Below are 24,928 nucleotides of genomic sequence, written 5' to 3'. Positions count from 1 at the left end.
GATCATGGCCACCGTTGCGTTGACCGCAGACAACTTCGACGAGCTCACGAAGAAGGACGGCATCGTCCTGGTCGACTTCTGGGCAAGCTGGTGCGGGCCGTGTGTGCGCTTCGCCCCCACGTACGAGCGGTCATCGGAGAAGCACACCGCCATCACCTTCGGCAAGGTGGACACCGAGGCGGAGCAGCTCCTGGCGGCGAAGTTCGACATCCGCTCGATCCCGACCATCATGGCCATCCGCGACGGCGTGATCGTCTTCTCACAGCCGGGCGCGCTGCCGGAGTCGGCCCTCGAGTCGCTGATCGAGCAGGTCGAGAAGCTCGACATGGACGACGTGCGCGAGCAGCTGGCCGCCCAGGCCGGCTGACCCGCTCCTTTCCGGGCGCCGTGGACCTTCGGGTCCGCGGCGTCTTTTTGTCGTCCACCGGCGGACGATCCGGGTGGACACGGCGATCGAACGTGTGTTCGAATCTTCGGCATGCGATGGTCCCATCTGTCGGCCGATGCCGGCTCCTCGCTCCCGGACAGGGCGGCGCCGGCGGCTCCACCCCTGCCGCTGGCGCTGCCCGGCGCCACCGTGCGCACCTTCGACACGCCCGCCTTCCGGGGCATGACGTTCTACGAGGTGCGGGCCAAATCGATGATCAACCGCGTGCCGGGCGCCTCCCGGGTGCCGTTCGAGTGGACGATCAACCCCTACCGCGGCTGCTCGCACGCGTGCTCCTACTGCCTGGCCGGTGACACCCCGGTGCTGCTGGCCGACGGCGGCACCCGGGCGATCGCCGACCTGCGTCCCGGCGACGCGGTGATGGGCACGATGGGCGCCGGGCCGCATCGGCGATACGTGCCGACCACCGTGCTCGACCACTGGACCACGACCAAGACCGCCTACCGCGTGACGCTGGCCGACGGCACCCGCATCGTCTCCGGCGGCGAGCACCGCTTCCTCACCGACCGCGGCTGGCGGCACGTTTCGCCGGCCCGGGCCGAGTGCCCGGCTCTGGCGGTGGGCGACCGGCTGCCAGGGGTGGGCCGGTTCGCCGACCCGCCCAAGGAGACCCCCGACTACCAGGCCGGCTTCCTCTGCGGGCTGATCCGCGGTGACGGCGGCCGGGCGCGCGAGGGCGACGCCTGGGTCCGCGCCGACGGTTACCTCGACGAGGTCCAGCTGCACGACGCGCTGCGCTGGCCCGAGGCGCCGACCGACGACTGGCACCGCGGCTTCCTGGCCGGGGCCTACGGCTCCACCGGCCGCACCGACCGGCTGGCCGTCGTCTTCACCAGCCACGACGCGATGTTCCTGCGCCACGTCACCGACGCCCTGACGAGTCTCGGCCTGGCCAGCCGGATGCCGGCCTGCCGCCCGCCCGGCGCGGCGACCGTCCAGACGCCGCGCGACCTGTGGGCCGCGCTTCGCTTCCGGCACATGACCGGGGTGACCGGCGCCCGGCTCGACGCGTCCGGCATCGGAGTGCGCAGCGAGGCGCAGCTCGCCGTGGTCGACATCGAGCCGCTCGGGCTCACCATGCCGCTGTTCGACATCACCACCGGCACCGGCGACTTCGTGGCCGACGGGGTGGTCAGTCACAACTGCTTCGCCCGCAACACGCATCGCTACCTCGACCTGGACCCGGGCCACGACTTCGACAGCCGGATCGTGGTCAAGGTGAACGCGGGCGAGGTGGTCCGGCGCGAGCTCGGCGCGCCGCGCTGGTCCGGCGCGCACATCGCGATGGGCACCAACGTGGATGTCTACCAGCGGGCCGAGGGTCGTTACCGGCTGATGCCGCCGATCCTCGAGGCGCTGCGCGACTTCGCCAACCCGTTCTCCATCCTGACCAAGGGCACGCTGATCCTGCGCGACCTGCCGCTCCTCCTGCAGGCCGCCGAGGTCACCCGGGTCGGGCTCTCGTTCTCGGTCGGGTTCCTCGACGAGGAGGTGTGGCGGTCGGTCGAGTCCGGCACGCCCAGCCCGCGCCGCCGCCTCGACGCCGTTCGCACGCTGACCGACGCGGGATTCCCGGTCAGTGTGCTGATGGCGCCGATTCTGCCCGGCCTGACCGACACCGACGAGTCGATCGACGCCACGGTGGCCGCGATCGCGGCGGCCGGGGCGAGCAGCGTGACGCCGCTGCCACTGCACCTGCGGCCCGGCGCCAAGGAGTGGTATGCGGCCTGGCTGCGCACCAACCACCCCCGGCTGGCCCCGCGCTATCGCGAGCTCTACGGCCGCGGGTCCTACCTTCCGCAGGCCCTGCAGGACGAGATCACCGCGCGGGTGCGGATGGCCGCCCGGCGGCACGGCCTGCACCGGTCCGGGCCGTTCCAGGCACGTGCCCTGCCCCAGGAACCGGAACACGCGGCGTCGGTGACCCAGCTGACTCTGCTGTGAGCCCCCACGGGGATACGCGGCGTCGGTGACCCAGCTGACCCCACGGGGATGCGCGGCGTGGCTAGAGTCGATGCCATGCGGAGCGCCGAGCAGATCCTGCGGGATGCCAAGGTCATCGCGGTGGTGGGCGCGTCGCGCGAGCAGTGGAAGCCTTCGCACACGGTGCCGTTGCAGATGATGCGGCACGGGTGGCGGATCATTCCGGTCAACCCGTTCGCCGACGAGATCTTCGGGGTACCGACGGTGCCCACGCTGGCCGACATCGGTGAGCCGATCGACCTGGTCGACATCTTCCGCCCGGCGGCGGACGCGGTGGAGATCGTCCGGCAGGCGGTGGCGATCAAGGCGCCCGCCGTCTGGCTGCAGTCCGGGATCGTCTCGGCCGAGGCTCGGCGGATCGCCACCGAGGCCGGCCTGGACTACGTCGAGGACCGCTGTCTGGCCGTCGAACGGGCCGTCGCCGGGCTCAGCCGCACCGCCTGATCCATCCCAAGAGCGTTACAAGGCACGAACACCCCTCGAATGGGGTGTCCCGCTACCAGCCCGACCAGTACGGTGCCGGGTGAACGAGGAGGAACGACATGACCTATCCGCCACCCGGCGGCTCGCCTGATCCGTACCAGCCGCAGCAGCCGTACGGGCAGTACGAGCAGCCGTCGTACGCGCAGGACCCGTATTCGACGCCGTCCAGCGGGGCGCCGTCCAGCGGGCAGCCGTACCCGCCCCCGGCGTACGGGCAGCAGCAGCAATACGGGCAGCAGTCGTACCCGCCGCCGTACGGCGGACCCGCGGTGGCGACCACGAACACCCTGGCGATCCTCGCCCTGGTGTTCGCGTTCATCTTCGCGCCCGCCGCGATCGTGCTCGGCCACATGTCGAAGAAGCAGATCCGCCAGACCGGCGAGCAGGGCGAGGGGCTGGCAACCGCCGGGCTCTGGCTCGGCTACATCTTCACCGGGCTCGGGGTGCTGGGCTGCGCGATCTACGCCATCGCCCTGATCGGCCTGGCCGGTAGCTCCGGCGAGTTCTGACCGGTTGATCGGCTGACCGACCGGCTGGTGTTCGCACCGGCCGGTCGGTAACCGTTGTCCTGCCGTCCGCGGACCTGAGCGACACATCCGCGGACCCGGGCGGCCTGTCGCAAATCTGGGCAGCCTGCCCGCGGCGGGTCCTGGGCCAACACCCGCCAGCCTGCCCGCGGCGGGGCTGGGCCACACCCGCCAGCCTGCCCGCGGCGGGGCTGGGCCACACCCGCCAGCCTGCCCGCGGCGGGGCTGGGCCACACCCGCCAGCCTGCCCGCGGCGGGGCTGGGCTCGCGGCCGGGCCTGCCCGTCAGCGGAACTGGGCCTCGCGCACGCTGTTGCCGCCGTCCACCACCAGCATCTGGCCGGTGATGTAGGACGCGGCGGGCGAGCAGAGGAACGCGATCGCCGCCGCGACCTCGTCCGGCGTGCCCGGGCGCCCTATCGGCGTGCCCAGACCCTGCTTGATCTCGGTCACCGTGGACGCGGCGGTGTAGATCGTGCCCGGCGCGATGCAGTTGACATTCACCCCGTCGGCGACCAGCTCCATGGCCAGCGCCCGGGTCAGGCCCACCACACCCGACTTCGCGGCGGCATAGGCCGCCTCGGTGGGCAGCGCGTTCACCGGACCGGCGGTCGCGGCCAGGTTCACGATCCGGCCCCAGCCCCGCTCGGCCATGCCACCCACGAAGGCACGGCTGCACAGGAACGCGGTGCTCAGGTTGCGGTCGATCTCCGAACGCCACTCGTCGTAGGTGAGCTGCGCCACCGGGCGGAGCACCTCGGGGCTCGCCCGGCTCGCCAGACCGGCGTTGTTCACCAGCACCTCGACGTCGCCCAGCGAGTCGGAGATCGCGTCGGCCAGCGCGCCCACCTCGGACTCGTCGGTCAGATCGGCGACGAAACCGGTGACGCTCAGCTCGGACGCACGCTCGTGGATGCGGCGGGTCGTCGACACGATCGCCACCCGCGCACCCAGGTCACGCAGGCGGCGGGCGGTCGCGTACCCGATGCCGTCCGGGCTGCCCGCGCCGGTGACCAGCGCGACCTTGCCGTCCAGCCGCAGGGTCACGGGTGCTTCCGCCGGGTCGTTCTCGGGCTCGTCCACAGCCATCTCGGCCTCCGGAGTCTCGGCACTGGTCGCGGTGATGATGCGCGGACGCCGAACGGGGTGCCGCTGCGCGAGCGGCGTCGACGACCATGCGCGATCCTGCCCGGTCGGCAGGAACGGGGCAAACACGGGGGTCACCTTGCCGTGTCGCCGAGCCGCCGAAGTTCCGGCGGGTCAACGGTGGGTGACAGCCCTGTCTATCCTGGCTGACGAAGGACCGGCCGGACGGAGAACGCGATGACCTACCCCCCACCTCCACCGCTCGGCCCGGGCGGTCAGTTCCCGCCACCGGAGCCGGTCCAGCCCTACCAGCCGCCGCAGGCATATCAGTCGCCGCAGGGCTACCAGCCGGACAACCCGTATGCGGCGCCGTACCAGCAGCCGCCGCCCTACACGCCGCCGCAGGCCTACGACTACGGGTACGGCAGCCCGTACGGCCAGGGCTACGGGCCGATGCTCAAGCCGCCGACCGAGGGACTGTCGATCGCCGCCCTGGTCGTCTCGTGCGTCGCGGTGGCCGGCCTGTGCGCCTCCGGCCTCGGCGGTCTCCTCGGCATCGTCGGCGCGATCATGGGGCACGTCGCCCAACGCAAGATCAGCGTCAACGGCTCCAGCGGGCGCGGGATGGCGCTGGCCGGCATCATCGTCGGCTGGGTGGCCACGGCGTTGGCGCTGGTGGCGCTTGCCTTCATCGTCTTCGCGATCGCGTCCGAGTCGGATTCGTCCTACTGACCGCTTCCTGCGGCTGCTGACCGCTGCGCCGGCTGCTGCCCCTTTGACGGCTCTGGTGGCGGTTGCTCGCGGCTGACGGGTGTCGGGCAATGGTCCTGATCCGCGGCGGGTCGGCGGGCACGGCGTCTGGTCTGCGGCCGGGACATGGGCTCGGTGGCCGGGACCTCGGGACGGCAGTCGGAGGCGGGGGCAGCGGCCGGGACGCGCGGGGTCAGCGGCCGGAGGTCAGGGTGTCGGCTCGGCGGTTTCGGTCAGGGTGGCGGCTGGGGGACGGCGGGTCGTGAGGCGGCGGGAGCCGATGATCACCACGGCTACGCCGGACAGGAGCAGGGCCAGGCCGGGGAGGGTTGCCAGGCGTGGCTGCTGCTCGAGCCAGACCCAGGCGAGCAGGGCGGCGCCCGGGGTCTCCAGCAGGATCAGGACGCTCACCGTTGTCGCGGACGTGTGGTGCAACGCGTAGTTGAACATCGAATGGCCCAGGAGCTGGGCGCCCGCCACTACGGCCAGGATCGCCAGCCAGGTCGTCACGGCGTACCCGTGAAGTGGGGTTTTGAGGGTGAGACAGACGATCAGCAGGACCACCGCGCAGGTGCCGTAGCAGGCCCAGGTGTAGGTGGTCGTGCTGGTCCGGGCGCGGACCCGCTCGCCCAGCGCGGTGTAGACGGCCGCGGCCATGCCACCGATCAGCGCCAGCACGTCGGCCAGGACCGCCTGCGGGGAGACCGTGATGTCGGCGCCGGTGGCCCAGGCCGCACCCGCCACGGCCAGACCGATGCCCGTCCACGCCGCCTTCGACGGGCGGCGGCCCTGCGCGGCGGCGATCAGGCCCTGCCAGACCGGCTGGGTGGCCACCAGCGCGGTCGCCGTCGCCACCGAACCCAGCTGCACGCTCGGCATCCACGTGGCGAAGTGCGCGGCCAGCGCCACCCCGGCCAGTACGCAGAACAGGCCGTCGCGGTTCCCGCCACGCAGCAGGCCGCGGAGCTCCGCCCGGCGCGGGCCCAGCGTGACGGGGGTGAGCACGGCGGCGGAGAGGGCGTTCCGCCAGAAGGCGATCGCCAGGGCGGGGGCGGCCGCGAACGCGATCAGGGGCGCCGACGACGAGACGGCGAGGACCGCGATCGCCAGCGCCGCTCCGGTGAGCAAAGCGCGGTTTGAACGCATATTCATCCTCGGCGTCGCTTTGTGCGTGGGCGGGGTTCACAGTTTGCGGACCTCAGTTGAGCGGAAAGTGAAGCTGTCGTTACGCTCCGATCCGCTTATCAACATCGATGCCTGGAGGCTGGTGCACTGTGCCCGCATTTCGTGCGGTCATCTTCGACTTTTTCGGCACGCTGACCCGCAGCGTCCAACGCGGGCCCCAGCATGCCGAGATCGCCCGGAATCTCGGCTGCGACCCGGAAGTCATCCGCGGCGTCCTGGACCGGACGTTCCACTCGCGGGCAAGAGGGACGTTCGGCTCGGCCGAAGCCACCCTACGATGGGTGTCCGAGCAGGCCGGCGGCCACCCGCGGCCAGCCCAGCTCAGGGCGGCGGTACCGGCCAGGGTCGACGCGCTCAAGGCCGACACCCGGCTGCGGCCCGACGCGGTGAGCGCCCTGAGGGCGGTGAAACAGCGCGGGCTTTCGACCGCGGTGATCAGCGACTGTACGCACGAACTGCCGGCGTTCCTGCCCGGTCTGCCGGTCGCGGGGCTGCTCGACGCCAAGGTCTTCTCGGTCGAGGTCGGCTTCTGCAAGCCCGATCCCCGGATCTACCTGACGGCCTGCGACCGCTTGGGGGTACGGGCGGATCAATGCGTCTACGTGGGCGACGGGGGCAGCCGGGAGCTCTCGGGGGCGGCGGCGGTGGGGATGACGGCGGTTCGGTTGTCGGCCCCTGACCTGCGCGATCACCTTGTCTTTGATCAGGACACCGGTTTCGATGGGCCGTCGGTCGGGTCGTTGACCGAGTTGCTGGGGCTGATCGACCGCGCGCCGGCGTTGGTTTGATCCGTGCAGGCCGTGGCTTCCTCGTCGTCGAGCCGGGGAAGCCACGGCTCCCGGTGATGCATTCTGCATGTGAGGGCCGGGGTCGAACGTGATGCGGAGAGGCCGGGCAGCGATCCCGAGGGGCGGAGCGCGGGCGTGGGAGGATGGCGGCGTGGGGTCGGCTGTGCTCGATGAGGCGCTGAAGAAGGCCGCCATCGCCTGGGTCTCGGTGGATGGCGGGGCGGCGCGTGGGCTGTGGTGCGTTCCGCTCGAGGGGACGCTGATCATGGTCAGCGGGCCGGGTGAGCAGGAAGCGCCGGGGCTCGGCGAGGCGACGCGGGCGAGCGTGCGGCTGCGCGGGGACACCGGTGGGCTGATCGTCGTCTGGGAGGCGGTCGTCAGCCGGCTGCAACCGGGCACCGAGGAGTGGGACACCGTCGCTCCGCAGGTGGCCACCAAGCGGCTCAACGCCTCGGGGACGGCGGACGAGTTGATCGCGCGCTGGATCGCTTCGGGCTGTGCGGTCGTTCGGCTCACCCCGGTTGACGAGGCGCCCACGACCTCGCCGGACCTGCCGGACACCTCCGGCGCGGCCACGCCGCGGGAGACGCCGGCCCGGGTCGAGGTCAAGCGGCCGTTCCGGCTCCACCGGGTGCGCCGCCAGCGCTGAGCCGCAGGGACCGCCAACGCTGAGCCGCAGGGACCGCCAGCGCTGAGGCGGCAGGAGCGCGGCAGGAGGCTGGCGGCGCTAGCGGCAGGGGATGCGCGCCGTAACGGCAGGCCTTCTCGTACGCCACGGTGGACATGACCGGGCCCTCACCTAGGCTGGGTCCGTGACTCTGGGGACGAGGGTGTATCTGGCGCGGCTCGCCGCGCTGCCCGTGTTCGACCCCAACGGTGACCGGGTGGGGCGGGTGCGGGACGCCGTGGTGCGGCTGCGGACCACCAACCGGCCGCCGCAGGTGGTCGGACTGGTGGCCGAGATGGCGCTGCGGCGGCGGATCTTCCTGCCGATCGGGCGGGTCACCCACATGGACGCCGAGTCGGTGGTGCTGTCCACCGGCACGCTCAACCTGCGCCGGTTCGAGAAACGACCGAACGAGCTGCTGGTGCTCGAAAACGTGCTGGACCGCCGGGTGACGATCGAGCCGGAGCACACCGCGGGCAGCGTCGTCGACCTGGGCATGGAGTTGAGCCGCAACAACGAGTGGCTGATCACCCGGGTGGCGGTGCGGGAGCACACCGGCCGCCTGGCCCGGCGCGGGCACGTGTTCCAGGCCGAGTACGACCGGGTCCGCGGCCTGGTCGGCCCGACCGACACCCAGGGGTCGGCGAACCTGGTGGCCCTGCTGGAGCAGATGCGCCCGGCCGACATGGCGAACGCGCTGCAGGACCTGCCGGACGCACGCCGGGTCGAGGTGGCGGCGGCGCTGAGCGACCGTACGCTCGCCGACGTGCTCGAGGAGCTGCCCGAGCACGACCAGGTGGAGATCCTGATCAAGCTGGACCGCGAGCGCGCCGCCGACGTGCTGGAGCGGATGGAACCGGACGACGCCGCCGACCTGCTGGCCGAGCTGCCGCAGGCGGAGCAGACGCTGCTGCTGGACCTGATGGAGCCGGACGAGGCGGCGCCGGTGCGGCAGCTGATGAACTACTCGCCGGGCACCGCCGGCTCGGTGATGACCTCCGAGCCGGTGATCATGACGCCGGACTCGACGGTGGCCGAGGCGCTGGCCCGGATCCGCGAACCGGAGCTGCCGCCGGTGGTGGCCGCGCAGGTGTTCGTGGCGCGGGCGCCGAGCGCGACGCCGAGCGGGAAGTATCTGGGCATGGTCCACTTCCAGCGCCTGCTCCGGGAGCCGCCCGCTTCCCTGCTGGGCGGCCTGGTGATCAACGACATCGACCCGCTGCACCCCGACCACGATCTGAAGGACATCACCCGGCGGATGGCCACCTACGACATGGTCGCGATGCCCGTGGTGGACAACTCGCACCGCCTGGTCGGCGCGGTCACCGTGGATGACGTGCTGGACCACTCGCTGCCCCGGGACTGGCGTGACCGGGACGCCGAGGACGAGGAGCAGGGCATTCTCCCGGGGGCTGAGACGTCATGACCGAGCAGCGCAGGGACCGGCTGGATCAGCCTGTGGAGCCGGGCCGGGTACGCCTGCCACGGTTCGACGCCGAGGCGTTCGGCCGCTGGTCGGAGAGCATCGCCCGGTCCATGGGAACCGCCAACTTCATCGTCTACATGACGCTGGTGATCGCCGCCTGGTTCGGCTGGAACACGCTGGCGCCGCCCGACCTTCGCTTCGACCCGTACACCTTCACGTTCTTGACCTTGATCTTGTCCTTGCAGGCGTCCTACGCGGCGCCGCTGATCCTGCTCGCCCAGAACCGGCAGACCGACCGGGACCGTCTGGGCATGGAGGAGGACCGCCGGCGGGCGGCGCAGCAGAAGGCGGACACCGAATATCTGGCCCGGGAGATCGCCTCGCTGCGGATCGCGATGGGTGAGGTGGCCACCCGTGACTTCCTGCGCTCGGAGCTGACCCGGCTGGCGGACGAGCTCGACGAGGCGGCGATGCGGCGGTCGAAGCTGGACCGTAAGGAGTGGGACGAGGACCGCAAGGAGTGGGAGGAGGACCACTCCTGACACCGATGGGCGGCGAAGTAAGCTCGAACGTATGTCTGCACCCGCCCCCACCGTCGAGGATGCGATCCAGTCCGCCCTGGCGACCGTCGACGATCCTGAGATCCACCGGCCGATCACCGAGCTCGGCATGGTCAAGGGTTTCACCGTCGCGGCCGGGCAGGTCAAGGTCGAGCTGCTGCTCACCGTGGCCGGTTGCCCGCTGCGGGACAAGCTGACCTCGGACATCACGGCCGCCCTGACGAAGATCCCGGGGATCACCTCGGTGAGCATCGACTTCGGTGTGATGAGCGAGGAGCAGCGCAAGGCACTGCAGGTGCAGCTACGGGGCGGCGGGGCAGCCGCCGCGGAACCGGTCATCCCGTTCGCCCAGCCGGGGTCCAGGACCAGGGTGTACGCGGTGGCCAGCGGCAAGGGCGGCGTGGGCAAGTCGAGCATCACGGTCAACCTGGCGGCGGCCCTCGCCAAGCGGGGTCTCGCGGTGGGCGTGGTCGACGCCGACATCTACGGCCACTCGGTGCCCCGCATGCTGGGCGTGGAGGGCCGGCCCACCCGGGTCGAGGACATGATCATGCCTCCGGAGTCGCACGGGGTGAAGGTCATCTCGATCGGCATGTTCACCGCGGGCAACGCCGCCGTGGTGTGGCGCGGGCCGATGCTGCACCGCGCGCTGCAGCAGTTCCTGGCCGACGTCTACTGGGGCGACCTGGATGTTCTGCTGCTCGACCTGCCGCCGGGCACCGGTGACGTGGCGATCTCGCTGGCCCAGCTGCTGCCCAACGCCGAGATCCTGGTGGTGACCACCCCGCAGACGGCGGCCGCCGAGGTGGCCGAGCGGGCCGGGGCGATCGCGATGCAGACCCACCAGCGCCTGGTCGGCGTGGTGGAGAACATGTCGTGGCTGGAGCTGCCGGACGGCTCGCGGATGGAGGTCTTCGGCTCGGGCGGCGGCCAGACGGTGGCCGACTCGCTGACCCGGACGATGGGCGCCTCGGTGCCGCTGCTGGGTCAGGTGCCGCTGGACACCCGGGTGCGGGAGGCGGGCGACGCCGGCACCCCGGTCGTGCTGGAGGCCCCGGAGTCGCCGGCCGCGCAGGCACTGGACGGCGTGGCGCAGAAGCTGGCCGTGCGACGGGAGTCCCTGGTCGGCAAGCCGCTGAGCCTCAGCGTGGTCAAGTAGCGTCGAGGTCGAAGGACCGCTTCTTCGGCACCGCGGGAGTGGCAGCGGGTGCCGGAGCGGGCTTGTTGATGTCGGCGGCGTTCTTCACGTCGCTGAGGTCGGACTTGACGTCCTCGAAGAGGCCTTGGAGCGGCTTGCGGATCGCCGCCTCGTCGTCCTCGCTGAGCAGGTGCTTGCGGATGAACGCCTTCGGGTGCAGGTCCTGGAGCTGGATGTCGGTGCCCAGCTCACGGCTCAGGTCGCTGGTCGCGTTCTGAGCCATCGCCCGCAGGCCACGCAGCATCCGCAGGCCGTCGCCGATCACCTTCGGCAGACGCTCGCCGAAGATCAGCAGCGCGAGCATCAGCAGCGCGCCGATCTCCCACCAGTTGAGGTTTTCGAACACCCGGGCCTCCCCAGAAAGATCCCGTCCGCCAGACTACGCACCAAGACTGTGCATCGGCTATTTCGCGTCTGCGGCCAACGTCACTGAAGCCGTCTCGGCCTTGCCGCTGCGGCGGAACTCCACCGCCACGGTCGCGCCCGGAGCGTACTTGCGGACCAGGGCGATCAGGTCGGTGCCGTCCTCCAGCACGTGCCCGTCGAGCTTGGTGACCACGTCGCCGGCCTTGAGACCGGCGGCCGCCGCCGGGCCGGGCGAGTTCACCGAGCGCAGCCGGGCGCCCGAGCCGCCGCCGCCCGTACCGCTGCCGTTGCCGGTGTTGACCTCGGCGCCGATCACCGTGCGGCGGGCCTTGCCGGTGTCGATGATGTCCTCGGCGACCCGGCGGGCCTGGTTGATCGGGATGGCGAAGGCGAGGCCGATGTTGCCGGCCTCGGTGTCGGTGCCACCGACCGAGCGGATCACCGAGTTCACGCCGATCACCTGGCCGGCCGCGTCGACCAGCGGGCCGCCGGAGTTGCCCTGGTTCACCGCGGCGTCGGTCTGGATGGCCGCGTAGTAGCGCGTGGTGCCACCCGGCTCGCCCGCCTGGATGGTGCGGTCGAGGGCGCTGACGATGCCCGAGGTGACGGTGTTGACCAGGGCCAGCGGCGAGCCGAAGGCGAGCACCGGGTCACCGACCGCGATCTCGTCGGAGTTGCCGAACTTGATCGGCGGCAGCCCGGACTTGGCGACCTTGATGACCGCGATGTCCGACTCGGGGTCGCGGCCGACCAGCTTCGCCGAAGCCGTCGAGCCGTCCGAGAAGGCCACCGACATCGCTTCCGTCCCGCCGCCCTCGACGACGTGATCGTTCGTGATCACGTACCCGTCGGCGGAGACCACGAAGCCGGACCCGATCGCCCCGGTGACCCGCACGGTGACCACGCTCGGTGCGACCTGCTTGGCGACCCCGGCCAGCGACTCGGGAGCGCGCTGGACGGCCGCTGGAGCGTCCTGCGGGGCTGCCCCGAGCGTGCTGCCACCGCCGACGCCGGACCGGGTCGCGAAGACGTATCCGAGGGTGCCGCCCAGGCCACCGGCCAGCAGCGCGGTGATCAGGCAGATCAGCAGGATCAGTCCGAAGCCGCGACGAGGGCCGTCCGGATCGGGGATGACCTCCGGCGGCGGACCGTTGCTGGTCGGTGGAGGGATCACCACGGCCGACGCGCTGTACGGGTCCCGCCAGGGGTCCTGCCGGGCGTCACCGTTCCACCACGGTGATGAGCCGTCGGTCACGTCGATGCCTCCACTCGTCCGGGGAGCCTCCCGGCGCCCCAGGCTCCAGGATGACACGGATCGGCCGGACCGTTCAGGCATCGACGGCCCGGTGCGCGCTCCGATGGCATCACTTCTACTCTCATACCCGACGTGCGCCGGTTCCGGGTCGCACGTCCCGCTCCGAGGGGGTCGTCATCGTCACCGCCGCGCGTTCGTCCGATATGCCGGATCAGAGCCGGACGTTCGCTGAGGCGTACGCCGCCGAGGACGTCGTCCTGCAGACCGCTCGCGCACTCGCCGCGGAGCTCGCCCTGGACCCCGTCTCGCCGGGCGCGGGCTCGGTGCTGAGCCTGCTGGCTGCCGCGGGGAGCGCCAAGGCGGTGGTGGAGATCGGCACGGGTACGGGTGTGAGCGGCACGTGGCTGCTCAGGGGCATGCGCCCGGACGGCGTGCTGACGACCATCGATGTGGAGAGCGAGCATCAGCGCATCGCCCGCCGCATCTTCGTGGAGGCGGGCTTCACCCCGTCGCGGACCAGGATCATCGCCGGCCGGGGCCTGGACGTGCTCCCCCGGCTCGCCGACGGCGTGTACGACCTGATCTTCGTCGACTCCGACGCCGCCGAGTTCGGCCCGTGCGCGGACGCGGCGCTGCGGCTGCTCCGCCCCGGCGGCACGCTGGTGGTCAACGGGGCGCTGGCCGGCGGCCGGATCTCGGACCCCTCCGCCCGGGACGCCGAGACGGTGACGATCCGGGAGCTGATCCGGTCGATGCGCGAGGCGGAGGAGTGGACCACCGCGCTGCTGCCGACCGGCGCGGGCCTACTCGTCGCCGTCCGTCGCTAGCGCCTGGAGGTATCGGACCAGGGTGCGCACGCCCCAGCCGGTCGCGCCCTTGACCAGGTCGCCCTCGGTGCGGTCGGACCAGGACGGCGCCGACATGTCGAAGTGCGCCCAGTTGTCCACCTTGTCGCCGAGGAACTCGCGCAGGTAGAGGGCGGCCACCACGGATCCGCCGCCCTGGGCGGGCGAGCTGTGCCGGTCGGCGATGTCCGAGCGGAGGTACTCGACGTAGTCGTCGGGCAGCGGCATCCGCCACATGCCCTCGCCGGCGTCCTCGCCCGCGGTCAGCAGCGCCGCCGCCAGGTCGTCGTCGTGGGTGTACATCGCGGCCATGCCCTTGCCCAGGGCGACCGCGTTGGCGCCGGTCAGGGTGGCCAGGTCGATCACCACGTCCGGATCGAGGCGGCTGACCGCATAGCCCAGGGCGTCCGCCAGGACCAGCCGGCCCTCGGCGTCCGAGTTGGTGGACTCGCTGGTCGTCCCGTCGTAGTGGGTAATCACGTCGCCGGGCCGGTAGGCGTCGGCGCCCACCGCGTTCTCGGCCAGCGGGACGAGGGCGGTCACGCGTACCGGAAGATCCAGGTCGGCCGCGGCCAGCGTGGCCGCGATCACCGAGGCCGCGCCGCCCATGTCCTTCTTCATCAGCTTCATGCCGTCGCGGGTCTTGATCGAGATCCCGCCGGTGTCGAACGTGATGCCCTTGCCGACCAGCACCACGTGCCGCACGGCTCCGGGCGGCGCCCAGCGCACCTCGACCAGCCTCGGCGGCGTGGCCGACGCTCCGCCGACCGCCAGGATGGCCCCGAAGCCCTCCTCAGCGAGCTGCTCCGGCTCGCGGACGATCACCTCGAGGCCGGGCCGGGTCGCCGCCGACGCGACCACCTGACCGGCGAACCAGGCCGGGTTCTTGGTGGACGACGGCATGTTGGTCAGGTCGCGGGCCAGCCAGACCGCCTCGGCCACCGCACGCGCCTCGTCGAGCGCCGCCGCGTACCCGTCATGGGTGGTCACCAGATCGACCGCCGCCGTGCGCGGGCCGACCGGAGCCTCGCGGAAGCGATAGCCCGCGAACCACGCCCCCTCGGCCAGGTCACGCACCTGCGCCTCGGTGGTCCCGTCGGGCACGACGATCTGGATCTCCTCGTCGCCGGGCACCGCGGCGACCGCACCGGCGCCGGCCGCGCGATAGTCACCGTCGCCCAGGCCCACGATCAAAACCTTCGCCGGGGTACGCAGCGGTCGCGGCAGCACCTCCACCGCACCGGCCCGTCCCGGGTCGTCGGTGGTCCGGCACCAGGCCGCCACCTCGTCGTCCCCGCCCAGCGGGGTTCCCGCGGCATCCACCAGGACCACTCGCGTGGGCTGCCCCGGATCGCGTACCAGCCTGATGGCGAACAACTCGCCGTCCTCCCCAAAACATGTGAAACCCGCCGATGCGCCAGGCGCATCGGCGGGTTCGCGTGAATATCAGCCGACGATCGACTTCAACGCGTCACCGAGTGCGTTGGCCTCGTCCGGAGTCATCTCAACGACGAGACGGCCACCGCCCTCCAGCGGGACGCGCATGACGATGCCCCGCCCTTCCTTGGTGACCTCCAGCGGACCGTCGCCCGTCCGCGGCTTCATCGCCGCCATCTTGTCTCCCCTCAGACCTACATCAGGGTCGGTGGGTTGCCCCACAGCCACTACTCAACGCCACGTGCTCAGCCCCACGCGGCGCCGTTATCTCGTATCCGACCGGCGGCCCTGCAGACCCCGTCGCGTGCCACCGCGACCCTGGCCCACCGTGCCGATCAAACATTTTCCCTGATGAACACCGGCGAACCCAAACCCAGCCCGGGCGGATGTGACAGCGTCTAGCATATCGCCTTTGCGACTGTCACAATGTGCGCTCATGCGGGCGCGGCCGGCACTCTTCGAGGTCTACGGCGATTACCTGCGTCCACGCGGCGGTCGCGCACCCGTCTCGGCCCTGGTCAAACTGCTCGCTCCACTCGGCATCGCGGCGCCCGCGGTGCGGACGGCCGTCTCCCGGATGGTGCGCCAGGGCTGGCTGCGTCCGATGCGACTGCCGTCGGGTCCAGGCTATTCGCTGACCCCGCTGGCGGCGCGCAGACTCGATGAGACATCCGCGCGGATCACCCGGAACGGCCGGTCCGGGTGGGATGGCCGGTTCGACCTGCTTCTTCCGTACGCACCGGTCGGTCGCGCCGAGGCGAGCCGGCTGACCGCCCTCGGGTACGGCCGGCTCGGCGACCACACCTGGATCGCCCCGCGCCCGGCCGACGAGGCGACGGCGCTGCTCGACGCGGCCGAAGTCCGGTACGAACGGTTCACCGCCACACATCCCGCCGGGTCCAGCGGCGCCGCCGACATCGTCCGCCGGGCCTGGGACCTGCCCGGCATCGGTCGCGCCTACGCCGCCTTCGTCGAGGCGCAGCGGCCGATCGTCACCGCGATCACCGTGCGCAGCAGCGACGAGGAGGCGTACGCGGCCCGCGTCGACCTCGTCCACCAGTGGCGCGGCTTCCTCACCCGCGACCCGCAGCTGCCCGCGGCCCTGCTGCCGCCGCGCTGGCCGGGCGCCGGTGCGGCCGGTTTCGTCGACCGGCACGCCACCCGCCTGCGCCCCGCCGCGGACCGGTACGTCGAGCGCTGCCTCGGGCCGGTAACCAGGGGCGGGCGTGTGGGATTCTCTGAGTCATGACCGATTCGCCGTCCACAGCCCCACCACCGCCCCTGACCGGACTGAAGGCTCCGCTCCTGGTAGACCGCACCGACGCCGTCGTCACCCTCACCCTGAACCGTCCGGCCTCGATGAACTCCCTGGACGTGGACCTGAAGGAAGCGCTGCGGGACACCCTGGCGCAGCTGGAGACCGACCGGTCCTGCCGCGCGATCGTGCTGGCCGGCGCCGGGCGGGCCTTCTGCGTCGGTCAGGACCTGCGTGAGCACGCCGGTCTGCTGGAGCAGGGCCACACCGAGATCGACACGGTCCGCAAGCACTACAACCCGATCGCGCAGCGCCTGGCGAACATGCCGAAGCCGGTGGTGGCCGCGATCCGGGGCGCGGCGGCCGGTGCGGGCGCCGGGATCAGCCTGCTCTGCGACTTCCGGATCGGCGGGCCGTCGACGTCGATCCTGATGGCGTTCGCGAATGTCGGGCTGGCCGGGGACACCGGCGTGTCGTGGTCGCTGCCGCGGATCGTCGGGCACGCCCGGGCCCTGGAGCTGCTGCTGCTGGCCGAGCCGGTGCGCTCCGAGGACGCGTACAAGATGGGTCTGCTCTCCCGTCTGGTCCTGGACGACGAACAGGTGCTGCCGGTGGCACAGGAACTCGCCGCGCGGCTGGCCGCCGGGCCGACGGTGGCCTACGGCGCGATCAAGCGCGAGCTGTCCATCGGGGACGCCGGAACGCTCTCCGACGCGCTCGCGGCCGAGGCGCAGGCGCAGGCCATCTGCGGCGGGACCGACGACCACCAGGCCGCGGTGCACTCCTTCCTCGCCAAGCAGAAACCCATCTTTACCGGCAGGTGATATGACTCCCCTGAGATGGAGGTATTTACCTGAATGAATGTTTAGCTCTCCTCAACCTTTGTTGATGGGGAGGAACCGGATGGCAAGGTGGCGCAATCTTCTGGCCGTGGCGGCAGCCGCGGTCACAGCGGCAACGATGGGTGCGATCGCTTCACCGGCCGCCGCGGCACCACCCGACCCGGGTGGCGGCGTGGTCAGCCCGCAGGTCGTCGGCGGAACCCGCGCGACGCAGGGTGAGTTCCCGTTCATGGTGCGGCTGTCGATGGGCTGCGGCGGCGCGCTCTACAGCTCGAGGCTGGTCCTGACCGCCGCGCACTGCGTCGGCGCGACCGGGGCGAACACCAGCATCACGGCCACCCTCGGCGTGGTCGACCTGCAGTCTTCGTCGGGCCGCATCCAGGTCCGCTCCAACTACGTGTACCGGGCCCCCGGCTACAACGGCAACGGCAAGGACTGGGCGCTGATCCGCCTGGACACGCCGGTCACCACCCTGCCAACGCTGAGGATCGCCACCACGTCGGCGTACGACACCGGCACGTTCACCATCGCCGGCTGGGGTTCCGCGAGCGAGGGCGGCTCCCAGCAGCGCTACCTGCTGAAGGCGACGGTCCCGTTCGTCAGCGACACGACCTGCAACTCCCGCACGATGTACAACGGCTCGGTCATCGCCTCCGACGAGATCTGCGCCGGGTACACCCAGGGCGGCGTCGACACCTGCCAGGGCGACTCCGGCGGCCCGATGTTCCGCCGCGACAACGCCAACGCCTGGATCCAGGTCGGCATCGTCAGCTGGGGCGCAGGGTGCGCCCGCCCGAACAAGCCGGGCGTCTACAGCCAGGTCAGCTACTTCGCCTCGAACATCGCGTCGGCCGCGGCCTCACTGGGCGGCTGAGCACGTCGTTTCCCGGACCCCGGGGCGGTCAGCCGCTCCGGGGTCCGGCTGCATCTCCGCCCCGTGAACTCGTCAGTCGTCCTCGTCCTCTTCTTCCGGGTCCTGGTTGGCCTCGGCGCCGAGGACGAAGGCCTGCATGGCCAGCTCGTCGCCGGACGGCCAGACGAAGGTCGGCAGCTCGGCCGGGCCCAGCTCGGCCACGTAGGTCCAGAACTGGCGGACCGCCTCGGCCGGGGTGGCCGCCTCGATCGGCATGGCGACGCTGACCAGCCACGGTGTGCGGACCGGCGGCCGGCCGATGCGGGTGGCGACACGGTCGAAAGACTCGTGGTCGAGGGCCGTGACCGGGTCGGTGAGTGTGAGGTCGCCGGCGGGGACCGGCTCGTCGAAGGCCCGCCGGACGTAGCTGATCTCGCCCGGCGCGGTGAACCGGCCCAGGGCGACGGCCTGACGGTCATCGTCGTCGGCGGCGATCAGCACCGCGTCGTCGCCGGCCGCAGGGCCGGCCAGGTCAACGGTCAGCGTGTCGTGCTCATACAACCTCTCGGTCGCCCACCGGTCCGCCGGAATGATCACCGCCCACTGCGCCATGCGCACCATCGAACCACGCTCGTCTCAGGGCGCGGCCGGTGGGACGCAACACCCCGCGATATGGTCGTCGACCATGCCGGTGGCCTGCATCAACGCGTACGCCGTGGTGGGTCCGATGAATTTGAAGCCGCGTTTCTTGAGAGCTTTGGCCAACGCGGTGGACTCGGGTGTCAGCGCCGGCACCTCGGCACGGGAGGCGGGGCGGGGGCGACGCGGCGGCGCGAACGACCAGAGCAGCTCGGCCAGGCCCTCGTCCAGGTCGGCGGCGACCCGGGCGTTGTGCAGAGCGGCCTCCACCTTCATCCGGTTGCGCACGATGCCCGCGTCGGCCATCAGGCGGGCGACGTCGGCCTCGCCGAACGCCGCCACCTTGCCGATCGAGAAGTCGTCGAACGCCGCCCGGAACGCGGGGCGTTTGCGCAGGATGGTGATCCAGGCCAGGCCGGACTGGAAGGCCTCCAGCGTCATCCGCTCGAACAGCCCGTCGTCGGTGCGGACCGGCCGGCCCCACTCGGTGTCGTGGTAGGCCGTGTAGTCAGGGGTGCTCGCGCCCCAGAAGCACCGCAGCCGCCCGTCCGCGCCGGCCACCAGGCCCGTCTCCGTCATGCCGACAACCGTAGAGGCGGGGTACGACAAAACCCGGGCTACGAACTCAGGCCGGCAGCCGGCCCTGCTCGACCATCCGGCCGAAGCGCTTGAGAGCGCCCATGAAGCTCAGCTTGGACCCCGGCCACAGCACCGGCCAGGCGAGCTTGCCGACGGCGCCACCGGGCAGGTGGAGCCACTCGTGCATGACGACCTGGGTGCGGCCGCCGGTCATCGGCGTACACCTCATCGAACCCGGGCCTCGCAACACCTTGCCCTCGTGCACCACCCGGACCTCGTACGGCGCGTCCACCCGCACCACCCGCAGCTCGTCGCGCAGCACGGCGGGCCCGAGCGCGGTGACCGCCTCGACCAGGCTGCCCTCGCCCCCGTCGCCCTCCACCACCCGCACGGTGGTGAACGGGATCCACTCGGACTGACTGGGCCAGTCGATGAACGCGGCGAAGACCCGTTCGACCGGCGCGTTCACGATCACCGTGGCGGTCATCTCGCCTGCGCCGGGCTGATAGGGGTCGCTCACGCCTTCTCCTCCGCCTTGTCGTCCACCTTCGCGGGGGCGTCCACCCTCGCGGGGGCGTCCACCTTCGCGGGGGCGTCCGGCACGACCGGCTCGTCCGGCCGGGGGATCTCGATGAGCGCGCCCTCGCTGGGCGGCTGTGCCTGAGCGGGCGCGATCGCCGCCTCGCGCGCCTTGCGCAGCGTGTCGGCGTCCGCAATACGGCCCTCACGCAGGGCGATGACCTCGGCCTCCAGCACACCGATCAGCTCGCCCTTGTAACCGATGTCGTACGCGGCCCGCTGCAGGGCCTGGTCGACCTGCGACATCCGGTAACCGCGGAACGCCGTGTCGAACCGGGTGTGCGACACGTCCTCCTCCCCCAGCGGGCGATCGCTGGGCAGTGGCAGCGCCCGGCCGTCGGGTTCGGTCGGGGTCAGGCCGGAGTCTCCACCGCCGATCATCACGGTCACGCCGAAGATGATCGCGGCCACCACGAGCGCCACGACCAGGAAGAGCAGAAGCTGACCCATGGGTCAGATCGTGGCACGACGGACGCAGACGCGCGAAATCGCCACCCTACGTCCAGGTCAGATCGGCACCCTACGTCCAGGTCAGATCTGAACCCTACGTCCAGGTCAGAATGCGCTTACGCCACGCGTACAGGATGCCGAGTGCCAAAACCGCCACGAAGATGCCCATCTCGGCCACCGTGACCAGCCCGAACCCGGGCCGGTCGAAGATCACCGCCCACGGGAAGAGGAACACCGCCTCGACCGCGAAGAGCACATACAGGTACGCGTACACGTAATAGCGGATCTGCGCCTGTGCCCAGTCGCCACCGACCGGATCCATGCCACTTTCGTAGGCGATCCGCTTGCCGGACGGCTCGGCCGGCGAGGACGGGCTCAACAGGCGGTTGGCGGCGAACGCGCCCACGAAAACCAGCACACCGGCGAGGAAGACCAAGCCGAGCGTGGCGTACGTACCGAGGTAGCCCTGCACGTGGTGAATCGTAGTCATCCGACTGCCGGGATGCGATTGGGCCAGGGAAGCCTTGCCTGGCTACTGTGGTCAACGGTCTCTGATCGGACAGACTGCTGAACCAACGGTGGTAAGGACTGCCGACGTAGGCTGGAAGTGACGCACGGGAGGGTGACGAAAGTGACCGAGGTCGATGGGAGCGCACATCCCACGAAGCTGGTTGAACAGCTGGACCGCGTGGTCATCCGGTTCGCCGGCGACTCCGGCGACGGCATGCAGCTCACCGGTGACCGATTCACGTCCGAAACCGCACAGCTCGGCAACGACATCTCCACGTTGCCGAACTTCCCGGCCGAGATCCGCGCCCCCGCGGGCACGCTGCCGGGTGTCTCCAGCTTTCAGGTGCACTTCGCCGACTACGACATCCTGACCCCGGGCGACGCGCCGAACGTCCTGGTCGCGATGAACCCGGCCGCGCTCAAGGCCAACCTCTCCGACCTGCCGTCCGGCGCCGACATCATCGTCAACACCGACGAGTTCACCAAGCGCAACCTGGCCAAGGTGGGTTATGCGGTCAGCCCGCTCGAGGACGGGTCGCTGGAGGGCTTCGTCGTCCACCCGGTCGCGCTGACCTCGATGACGATCGGCGCGCTCGCCGAGCTCAACATCGCCAAGAAAGACGCCGAGCGCGCCAAGAACATGTTCGCGCTGGGCCTGCTGAGCTGGATGTACTCGCGCCCGTTCGAGTCCACCCTGCGGTTCCTGGAGCGCAAGTTCGTCAAACGCCCCGACCTGGTGGCGGCGAACAAGGCGGCCTTCCAGGCGGGGTGGAACTTCGGCGAGACGACCGAGGACTTCTCGGTGCGGTACGAGGTGAAGCCGGCGAAGATGCGCCCCGGCACCTACCGCAACATCACCGGCAACGCGGCCCTGGCGCTCGGGCTGGTGGCCGCCGCGGTGCGGTCCAAGCTGCCGATGTTCCTGGGTGCGTACCCGATCACCCCGGCGTCGGACATCCTGCACGAGCTCTCCAAGCACAAGCGGTTCGGCATCACGACCATGCAGGCCGAGGACGAGATCGCCGCGATCGGCGCGGCGCTGGGCGCGTCGTACGGCGGCGCGATCGGCGTGACCACCACCTCCGGGCCGGGCGTCGCACTCAAGGGCGAGACGATCTCGCTGGCGATCGCGCTGGAGCTGCCGCTGGTGATCGTCGACGTGCAGCGGGCCGGCCCGTCGACGGGCATGCCGACCAAGACCGAGCAGGCCGACCTCAACATGGCGCTGTACGGCCGGCACGGCGAGGCGCCGCTGGTCGTGATCGCGCCGAAATCGCCCTCGGACTGCTTCCACGCGGCGCTGGAGGCGGCGCGCATCGCGCTGACCTACCGCACCCCGGTGATCCTGCTCAGCGACAACTACGTGGCGAACGGCTCGGAGCCGTGGCTGCTGCCGGAGGTCGCCGACCTGCCCGACCTGTCGGTCGACTTCGCCACCGAGCCGAACGCGGAGGGCGGGCGGTTCCTGCCCTACCTGCGCGACCCGGAGACGCTGGCCCGCCCGTGGGCGATCCCCGGCACGCCCGGCCTCGAGCACCGCATCGGCGGTCTGGAGAAGGCGGACAAGACCGGCGACATCTCGTACGACCCGGCGAACCACGAGTTCATGGTGCGGATCCGGGCCGAGCGGATCGAGTCGATCCCGGTGCCGGACGTCGAGGTCGAGGACCCGGACGACGATTCGCGGGTGCTCGTGCTCGGCTGGGGCTCGACGTACGGCCCGATCGGCGCCGCCTGCCGGGCGCTGCGCCAGCGTGGCCTGCCGATCGCCCAGGCGCACCTGCGGCATTTGAACCCGCTGCCGGCCAACCTCGGCGAGGTGCTCAAGTCGTACGACAAGGTGGTGATCCCGGAGATGAACCTGGGTCAGCTCGCCCACGTGATCCGCGCGAAATACCTGGTCGACGCGATTCCCTTCAACCAGGTCAGCGGCCTTCCGTTCACGGCCGCGACGCTGGAGAACATGCTCGAGGACGTGGTCAAGAATGGCTAGCCCGACAATTCCGATCTCCCCGGTCAAGCTCACGACCAAGGACTTCAAGTCCGACCAGGAAGTGCGCTGGTGCCCGGGCTGCGGTGACTACGCGATCCTGGCGGCCGTTCAGCAGTTCATGCCCGAGCTGAACATCGCGCGGGAGAACACCGTCTTCGTCTCCGGCATCGGCTGCTCCTCGCGCTTCCCGTACTACATGAACACGTACGGGATGCACTCGATCCACGGCCGTGCACCGGCGATCGCGACCGGTCTGTCCGCGTCCCGCCCCGACCTGTCCGTCTGGGTCGTCACCGGCGACGGCGACGCCCTGTCGATCGGCGGCAACCACCTGATCCACGCGCTGCGCCGCAACGTCAACCTGAAGATCCTGCTGTTCAACAACCGGATCTACGGGCTGACCAAGGGGCAGTACTCGCCGACCTCGGAAATCGGGAAGATCACCAAGTCGACCCCGGCCGGCTCGGCGGACTCGCCGTTCAACCCGCTGTCGCTCGCCCTGGGCGCGGAGGCGACGTTCGTGGCCCGCACGATCGACTCGGACCGCAAGCACCTGCAGTCGGTGCTGCGCGCGGCGGCGGAGCACGAGGGTTCGGCGTTCGTGGAGATCTACCAGAACTGCAACATCTTCAACGACGGCGCGTTCGAGCTGATCAAGGACCCGGGCACCCGCGACGACCACCTGATCCGCCTGGAGCAGGGCCAGCCGATCACGTTCGGGCCGGAGGGCAAGTTCTCCGTGGTCCACCCCGAGGGCGGCTTCGGGCTCGAGGTCCGCGAGGGTGGCCAGGCTCTGGTGCACGACGCGACGATCGACGACCCGGCGTACGCGTTCGCGCTGAGCCGGCTCTCCGGCTCCGACCTGAGCACCACGCCGATCGGGGTGTTCCGCTCGGTGGAGCGGCCGTCCTACGACGAGATCGTGCAGAAACAACTGCAGGACGCCAAGGCGCAGGTCACCGGCACGCCCGACGAGATGCTCTCCGACCTGCTCGGCGCCGGCGACACCTGGACGATCGTCTAGGACCTAGAGCGACATGCCGGCGACGGTGGCGTTCTCGTCGCGGATGTAGACGAGCATGTCGCCGGTCTCGATGACCATCGGGTCGGGCCCGCCCAGCGGGATCACCTTGCCCCGGCGGATCAGCGCGACCACCAGGGTGTCCAGCTCGCGGGGGTTCCGGCTCACCTCGGCGCGCTCGGCCGAACGCATCGCCAGCGCCATGCCCTGGCCCGGCGTGAGCAGGTCCTCCACCACGTCGATCAGCGGCGGCGCGGTGGTCGTCAGGCCGAGCAGCCGGCCGGCCGTCGCCGAGCTCACGATTACGTGGTGCGCGCCGCTCTGCTTGAGCAGGGCGGCGTTCTCCTGCTCGCGGACCGAGGCGATGATCCGCACCTGACCGGCGGTCAGCTGGCGGACCGTGAGCGTGATCAGCACCGACGCCTCGTCGCTGTCGGTCGCGATGATCACCGCCTTGCAGTTCTTCACATCCGCCTGGAGCAGCACCGACGAGCGGGTGGCGTTGCCCTCGATGATCGCCAGGCCGTTGGCGGTCGCCTGACGGATCGCATCGGGCCGGTTCTCGACCAGCACGATCTGGTGCTTGCTGTACCCGGTCTCCAGCAGCGCGCTGACCGCGGCCCGGCCCTTGGTGCCGTAGCCGCAGATGATGATGTGATCCTTCAACTTGTGCCTCCAGCGCGCCACGCGCAGGCCCTTGCGGTACTGCTCGGTCAGGACCTCGAGGGTTGTGCCGACCAGGATGATCAGGAAGAGGACGCGGGCCGGCGTGATTGCCAGGACGTTGATCAACCGCGCGTGTGAGGTGGCGGGCGTGATGTCGCCGTACCCGGTGGTGGAGAGCGACACGACCGCGTAGTAAAAGCAGTCGAGCAGCGTCAGACCATCCTCGTTGACGTCCCGGTAGCCATCGCGATCCATGTAGACGATCGTCACCGTGACCAGCACCAACCCGATGGCGAAGGCCAATCGGGAAGCGAGCGCCCGCAGCGGTCCCTGCCGGACCAGCGGTAAGTGGATCATCGGGCGCCCCTGTGCACGTGCTCACGATAGCCGCCTGGTCGAGGGCCCATTTACCAGGACAGCACAAGACGTGCAGTGACGAAATACTCAGCAGGGAGTTACATCATCGTTCGAACAAACAAAATCGATCGTCTTGTATGTCGCAAGGTGCCGATCGAACACTGGGGCTTACCCGGCTCTC

At 70.8% G+C, this 24,928-nt stretch carries 28 protein-coding genes; 16 read left to right on the top strand and 12 right to left on the bottom strand.

Translation table 11 applies throughout. The features are described 5' to 3' along the window. The first annotated feature begins 4 nt into the window (after nucleotides 1-4). From trxA to QSK31_RS13610, 4 genes are all read left to right on the top strand, one after another. The gene (gene trxA, locus QSK31_RS13625; RefSeq protein WP_285684020.1) at nucleotides 5-367 is read left to right on the top strand and encodes a thioredoxin; all 363 of its coding nucleotides are present in this window, start codon (nucleotides 5-7) and stop codon (nucleotides 365-367) included. A gap of 111 nt (nucleotides 368-478) precedes the next feature. Further along, entirely contained in the window at nucleotides 479-2,392 is a 1,914-nt protein-coding gene (locus tag QSK31_RS13620; protein ID WP_285684019.1) for an intein-containing Rv2578c family radical SAM protein, read from the top strand. A 75-nt stretch (nucleotides 2,393-2,467) separates the two neighbouring features. Next, entirely contained in the window at nucleotides 2,468-2,875 is a 408-nt protein-coding gene (locus QSK31_RS13615) for a CoA-binding protein (RefSeq protein WP_285684017.1), read from the top strand. 98 nt (nucleotides 2,876-2,973) lie between these two features. Then, nucleotides 2,974-3,423, top strand: coding sequence for a DUF4190 domain-containing protein (locus tag QSK31_RS13610; protein WP_285684014.1), 450 nt, complete (start codon nucleotides 2,974-2,976; stop codon nucleotides 3,421-3,423). Nucleotides 3,424-3,725: 302 nt separating this feature from the next. Here the strand turns inward: QSK31_RS13610 and QSK31_RS13605 are convergent, their stop codons facing one another. Beyond that, nucleotides 3,726-4,529 (bottom strand): SDR family NAD(P)-dependent oxidoreductase, encoded by an 804-nt coding sequence (locus tag QSK31_RS13605; protein ID WP_285684461.1) that lies wholly within the window; start codon nucleotides 4,527-4,529, stop codon nucleotides 3,726-3,728. 234 nt (nucleotides 4,530-4,763) lie between these two features. Here QSK31_RS13605 and QSK31_RS13600 point away from each other — a divergent pair, with 234 nt between their 5' ends. Continuing rightward, nucleotides 4,764-5,258, top strand: a complete 495-nt coding sequence (locus QSK31_RS13600; RefSeq protein WP_285684013.1) for a DUF4190 domain-containing protein — start codon at nucleotides 4,764-4,766, stop codon at nucleotides 5,256-5,258. A gap of 225 nt (nucleotides 5,259-5,483) precedes the next feature. Here QSK31_RS13600 and QSK31_RS13595 read toward each other — a convergent pair whose 3' ends face one another. Continuing rightward, the gene (locus QSK31_RS13595; protein WP_285684011.1) at nucleotides 5,484-6,428 is read right to left on the bottom strand and encodes a DMT family transporter; all 945 of its coding nucleotides are present in this window, start codon (nucleotides 6,426-6,428) and stop codon (nucleotides 5,484-5,486) included. Between the two features lie 101 nt (nucleotides 6,429-6,529). Between QSK31_RS13595 and QSK31_RS13590 the strand changes: the two genes are divergently transcribed. The 5 genes from QSK31_RS13590 to QSK31_RS13570 all read left to right on the top strand — a co-directional run bounded on the left by QSK31_RS13590 (nucleotide 6,530) and on the right by QSK31_RS13570 (nucleotide 11,061). Then, entirely contained in the window at nucleotides 6,530-7,249 is a 720-nt protein-coding gene (locus QSK31_RS13590; RefSeq protein WP_352244417.1) for an HAD family hydrolase, read from the top strand. 91 nt (nucleotides 7,250-7,340) lie between these two features. Further along, nucleotides 7,341-7,898 (top strand): hypothetical protein, encoded by a 558-nt coding sequence (locus tag QSK31_RS13585; RefSeq protein ID WP_502872949.1) that lies wholly within the window; start codon nucleotides 7,341-7,343, stop codon nucleotides 7,896-7,898. 163 nt (nucleotides 7,899-8,061) lie between these two features. After that, nucleotides 8,062-9,342, top strand: a complete 1,281-nt coding sequence (locus QSK31_RS13580; protein ID WP_285684008.1) for a magnesium transporter MgtE N-terminal domain-containing protein — start codon at nucleotides 8,062-8,064, stop codon at nucleotides 9,340-9,342. Beyond that, nucleotides 9,339-9,884 (top strand): DUF1003 domain-containing protein, encoded by a 546-nt coding sequence (locus QSK31_RS13575; protein ID WP_285684005.1) that lies wholly within the window; start codon nucleotides 9,339-9,341, stop codon nucleotides 9,882-9,884. The genes QSK31_RS13580 and QSK31_RS13575 overlap by 4 nt, the downstream gene beginning before the upstream one ends. A gap of 31 nt (nucleotides 9,885-9,915) precedes the next feature. Further along, nucleotides 9,916-11,061 (top strand): Mrp/NBP35 family ATP-binding protein, encoded by a 1,146-nt coding sequence (locus QSK31_RS13570; RefSeq protein ID WP_285684002.1) that lies wholly within the window; start codon nucleotides 9,916-9,918, stop codon nucleotides 11,059-11,061. Here QSK31_RS13570 and QSK31_RS13565 read toward each other — a convergent pair. Then, nucleotides 11,054-11,446, bottom strand: coding sequence for a twin-arginine translocase TatA/TatE family subunit (locus QSK31_RS13565; RefSeq protein ID WP_285684001.1), 393 nt, complete (start codon nucleotides 11,444-11,446; stop codon nucleotides 11,054-11,056). The two genes, QSK31_RS13570 and QSK31_RS13565, sit on opposite strands and share 8 nt — an antisense overlap. A gap of 57 nt (nucleotides 11,447-11,503) precedes the next feature. Further along, the gene (locus QSK31_RS13560; protein ID WP_285684000.1) at nucleotides 11,504-12,721 is read right to left on the bottom strand and encodes a S1C family serine protease; all 1,218 of its coding nucleotides are present in this window, start codon (nucleotides 12,719-12,721) and stop codon (nucleotides 11,504-11,506) included. A 203-nt stretch (nucleotides 12,722-12,924) separates the two neighbouring features. Between QSK31_RS13560 and QSK31_RS13555 the strand changes: the two genes are divergently transcribed. Continuing rightward, nucleotides 12,925-13,548: an O-methyltransferase gene (locus tag QSK31_RS13555; protein WP_285683998.1), complete on the top strand. Its 624-nt coding sequence runs from the start codon at nucleotides 12,925-12,927 to the stop codon at nucleotides 13,546-13,548. Here QSK31_RS13555 and QSK31_RS13550 read toward each other — a convergent pair. Together QSK31_RS13550 and QSK31_RS13545 are read right to left on the bottom strand one after the other, a co-directional pair. Next, nucleotides 13,525-14,943: a leucyl aminopeptidase family protein gene (locus tag QSK31_RS13550; protein WP_285683997.1), complete on the bottom strand. Its 1,419-nt coding sequence runs from the start codon at nucleotides 14,941-14,943 to the stop codon at nucleotides 13,525-13,527. The genes QSK31_RS13555 and QSK31_RS13550 overlap by 24 nt on opposite strands. A 69-nt stretch (nucleotides 14,944-15,012) precedes the next feature. After that, complete coding sequence (locus QSK31_RS13545) at nucleotides 15,013-15,180, bottom strand: DUF3117 domain-containing protein (RefSeq protein WP_285683996.1); 168 nt, start codon at nucleotides 15,178-15,180, stop codon at nucleotides 15,013-15,015. Nucleotides 15,181-15,439: 259 nt separating this feature from the next. Between QSK31_RS13545 and QSK31_RS13540 the strand changes: the two genes are divergently transcribed. From QSK31_RS13540 to QSK31_RS13530, 3 genes are all read left to right on the top strand, one after another. Beyond that, nucleotides 15,440-16,252 carry a PaaX family transcriptional regulator gene (locus tag QSK31_RS13540; RefSeq protein ID WP_285683995.1) on the top strand — a complete coding sequence of 271 codons (813 nt, stop codon included), beginning with the start codon at nucleotides 15,440-15,442 and terminating at the stop codon, nucleotides 16,250-16,252. Between the two features lie 41 nt (nucleotides 16,253-16,293). Beyond that, nucleotides 16,294-17,082 (top strand): enoyl-CoA hydratase-related protein, encoded by a 789-nt coding sequence (locus QSK31_RS13535; RefSeq protein ID WP_285684459.1) that lies wholly within the window; start codon nucleotides 16,294-16,296, stop codon nucleotides 17,080-17,082. Between the two features lie 79 nt (nucleotides 17,083-17,161). Beyond that, nucleotides 17,162-17,974 carry a S1 family peptidase gene (locus QSK31_RS13530; RefSeq protein WP_285683994.1) on the top strand — a complete coding sequence of 271 codons (813 nt, stop codon included), beginning with the start codon at nucleotides 17,162-17,164 and terminating at the stop codon, nucleotides 17,972-17,974. Nucleotides 17,975-18,046: 72 nt separating this feature from the next. Here the strand turns inward: QSK31_RS13530 and QSK31_RS13525 are convergent, their stop codons facing one another. From QSK31_RS13525 to ndhC, 5 genes are all read right to left on the bottom strand, one after another. Then, a complete protein-coding gene (locus QSK31_RS13525) occupies nucleotides 18,047-18,565 on the bottom strand; it encodes a hypothetical protein (protein ID WP_285684457.1) in 519 nt (172 codons plus the stop codon). A 24-nt stretch (nucleotides 18,566-18,589) separates the two neighbouring features. Further along, the gene (locus tag QSK31_RS13520; protein WP_285683993.1) at nucleotides 18,590-19,171 is read right to left on the bottom strand and encodes a DNA-3-methyladenine glycosylase I; all 582 of its coding nucleotides are present in this window, start codon (nucleotides 19,169-19,171) and stop codon (nucleotides 18,590-18,592) included. Between the two features lie 46 nt (nucleotides 19,172-19,217). Then, nucleotides 19,218-19,658 (bottom strand): SRPBCC family protein, encoded by a 441-nt coding sequence (locus QSK31_RS13515; RefSeq protein WP_285684455.1) that lies wholly within the window; start codon nucleotides 19,656-19,658, stop codon nucleotides 19,218-19,220. 29 nt (nucleotides 19,659-19,687) lie between these two features. After that, nucleotides 19,688-20,200 carry a DivIVA domain-containing protein gene (locus QSK31_RS13510; RefSeq protein ID WP_285683991.1) on the bottom strand — a complete coding sequence of 171 codons (513 nt, stop codon included), beginning with the start codon at nucleotides 20,198-20,200 and terminating at the stop codon, nucleotides 19,688-19,690. 94 nt (nucleotides 20,201-20,294) lie between these two features. Beyond that, the gene (gene ndhC, locus QSK31_RS13505; protein WP_285683989.1) at nucleotides 20,295-20,672 is read right to left on the bottom strand and encodes an NADH-quinone oxidoreductase subunit A; all 378 of its coding nucleotides are present in this window, start codon (nucleotides 20,670-20,672) and stop codon (nucleotides 20,295-20,297) included. Nucleotides 20,673-20,831: 159 nt separating this feature from the next. Between ndhC and QSK31_RS13500 the strand changes: the two genes are divergently transcribed. Together QSK31_RS13500 and QSK31_RS13495 are read left to right on the top strand one after the other, a co-directional pair. Next, nucleotides 20,832-22,703 (top strand): 2-oxoacid:acceptor oxidoreductase subunit alpha, encoded by a 1,872-nt coding sequence (locus QSK31_RS13500; protein WP_502872948.1) that lies wholly within the window; start codon nucleotides 20,832-20,834, stop codon nucleotides 22,701-22,703. Next, nucleotides 22,696-23,727: a 2-oxoacid:ferredoxin oxidoreductase subunit beta gene (locus QSK31_RS13495; RefSeq protein ID WP_285683988.1), complete on the top strand. Its 1,032-nt coding sequence runs from the start codon at nucleotides 22,696-22,698 to the stop codon at nucleotides 23,725-23,727. The genes QSK31_RS13500 and QSK31_RS13495 overlap by 8 nt, the downstream gene beginning before the upstream one ends. A 3-nt stretch (nucleotides 23,728-23,730) precedes the next feature. Here QSK31_RS13495 and QSK31_RS13490 read toward each other — a convergent pair whose 3' ends face one another. Continuing rightward, nucleotides 23,731-24,747, bottom strand: coding sequence for a potassium channel family protein (locus QSK31_RS13490; protein ID WP_285683987.1), 1,017 nt, complete (start codon nucleotides 24,745-24,747; stop codon nucleotides 23,731-23,733). Between the last annotated feature and the right edge of the window lie 181 nt (nucleotides 24,748-24,928).

It is taken from the genome of Actinoplanes sp. NBRC 103695 (genome assembly GCF_030269485.1).
In the GTDB taxonomy this organism is placed as follows: domain Bacteria; phylum Actinomycetota; class Actinomycetes; order Mycobacteriales; family Micromonosporaceae; genus Actinoplanes.
This window is presented reverse-complemented; position numbering and strand designations above follow the sequence as displayed.